This is a genomic window from Pseudoduganella buxea, assembly GCF_009720835.1.
In the GTDB taxonomy this organism is placed as follows: domain Bacteria; phylum Pseudomonadota; class Gammaproteobacteria; order Burkholderiales; family Burkholderiaceae_D; genus Rugamonas; species Rugamonas buxea.
Genome location: NZ_WNKZ01000193.1, coordinates 1 through 2174, shown reverse-complemented (window position 1 = coordinate 2174; position 2174 = coordinate 1). Strand labels below are relative to the sequence as shown.

The 2174-nt window shown below is 69.6% G+C and carries 1 protein-coding gene and 1 pseudogene; both read left to right on the top strand.

The window, feature by feature from the left end; translation table 11 throughout:
* A pseudogene (locus GM672_RS27460) lies at positions 1-372 on the top strand (hypothetical protein); the annotation flags it as partial.
* The coding region (locus tag GM672_RS27455; protein ID WP_155473664.1) for a secretin GspD/PilQ domain-containing protein at positions 369-2174 on the top strand (1806 nt) is incomplete at its 3' end. The pseudogene GM672_RS27460 and the gene GM672_RS27455, both read left to right, overlap by 4 nt.

Sequence of the window (2174 nt, the reverse complement as noted above, 5' to 3'; positions counted from 1 at the left end):
TGGCCCAGCCTTGCGCCCACCTCGCCCATCTGCTTGCCGTGCGCCTCCATCGCGGCGCTTTGTTCCCGCATCCGTGTGCTGTGTTGCTCCAGCGGCGCCCAGGCCGCGCGGGCCTTCGCGACGAGCGACTGGAATCCGCCGCCGCCGCCGCAGGCGCCGCCGCTGCCGTTCCAGTTCCTGGGCCGCACCGAGGTGCTGGGGGACGCGAAAGGCGCGGTGATCCACCTGCGTCGCGACAAGGAAGTCATCTCGGTGCGCGAGGGCGAGCGCATCGACGAGCAGTACCAGTTGGCCAGGCTTGGCGCCGGCGAGCTGGAGATCGTCTACCTGCCGCTGGCGGCGAAACAGATACTCGTGATGGGAAGCAGATGATGCAAGGTCGGTGGAAAAACGGGGCGCTGGGCCTGGCCGTACTGTGGGCCGTGTGCGGCTGCGCCGGACAGGCGCTGCACCGCAGCGGCATGGAGCGGATGGCGGCCGGCGACATGGAGGCGGGCCTGGCCTCGCTGGCCCAGGCGGTGCAGGCGGCGCCGCGCGACGCGGCCCTGCGCAAGGATTACCAGCTGGCCAAGCTGGGCGCCACCGGCACCTTGCTGCAGTCGGCCCAGCAGAAGCAGGCCCAGGGCGACTTCGCCGGCGCCGAGGTCGAGTTGCGCCGCCTGCAGGCGCTCGATCCCGCCAACGGCGCGGCGGCGCAGGCCTTGCAGAACCTGCGCCGGGCGGCCCAGACCGACGCCACCGTGGCGGAGGCGCGCAAGGCCCACGACCGGGGCGACACCGGCCAGGCCGGCGCGCTGCTGGTGCAGGCGCTGGCGGACGATCCCCGCCATCTTGCCGCGCTCGAGCTGCAACGCCTGGTCGAACAGCCGCGTGCGCGCGCCCAGTTCGCCGACGTGACGCTGCGCGAAAGCCACCCGCAGCCGGTCAACCTGGATTTCCGCGATGCCGGCGTGCGCCAGGTGCTGGAGGCACTGTCGCACACCACCGACATCAACTTCATCTTCGACAAGGACGTGCCGGCCGACGTGCGGACCACCGTCATCCTGCGCAACGCCAATATCGACGAGGCGGTCAGCCTGATCCTGCGCAACAGCCAGCTGCGCAGCAAGGTACTGAACAGGAACACCGTGCAGATCTATCCCGACACCCCGGAAAAGCGGCGCGAGAACCAGGAGCTGGTGGTGCGGGCCTTCTACCTGCAGGACGCCGGCGCCGTGCAGATCCAGACGGTGCTCAAGTCCCTGCTGAAGCTCAAGGATATCGTCATCGACGAGCGCCTGAACCTGGTGACGGTGCGCGACACGCCGGAGGCGGTCCGGCTGGCCGAGCGCCTGGTCGCCCTGCACGACCTGGCCGAACCGGAAGTGATGCTGGAATTGGAGGTGCTGGAAGTGCAGCGCGACGACCTGCTCAAGCTGGGCGTGCAGTGGCCCAACCAGTTCACCGTGGTGCCGCTGGCCAGCGGCGGGGTCAACCTGACGCTCGATGAGCTCAAGCGCCTCAACTCGACGCGCCTGGGCGTGGCCTTCAACAACCCGTCCGTCAACCTGCGCCAGGATGCCAGCCTGACCAACCTGCTGGCCAATCCCCGCATCCGCGTGCATAACCGGGAAAAGGCCAATATCCTCATCGGCGACAAGGTGCCGGTAATTACCACCACGTCGAACGCCACCGGCTTCGTGGCGGAAAACGTGCAGTACCTCGACGTCGGCCTGAAGCTGGCCGCCGAACCCGTGATCCATCCGTCCAGCGACGTGTCGATCCGGCTCAACCTGGAAGTGAGCTCGATCGCCAGCCAGGTCTCCACCCCGAACGGCACCGTGGCATACCAGGTCGGCACCCGCAACGCGTCGACCTTCCTGCGCCTGCGCGATGGCGAAACCCAGGTGCTGGCGGGACTGATCAGCGACCAGGACCGCCGCTCCGCCAGCGGCGTGCCGGGCCTGAGCCGGCTGCCGCTGCTGGGTCGCCTGTTCACGGCGCCCACCGATAGCGCCACGAAGACGGAAATCGTGCTGTCGATTACGCCGCGCGTGGTACGCCCGCCGGCGCGCGCTGCCGCCCAGCCCGTCGAATTCTGGTCAGGCACGGAGAGCAGCCTCGATGTCAAGCCGCTGCGGCTGGGCGAGCCGGCGCAGGGCAGCGCGGTGGCGGCCAGCCCGGCCGCGCCGCCC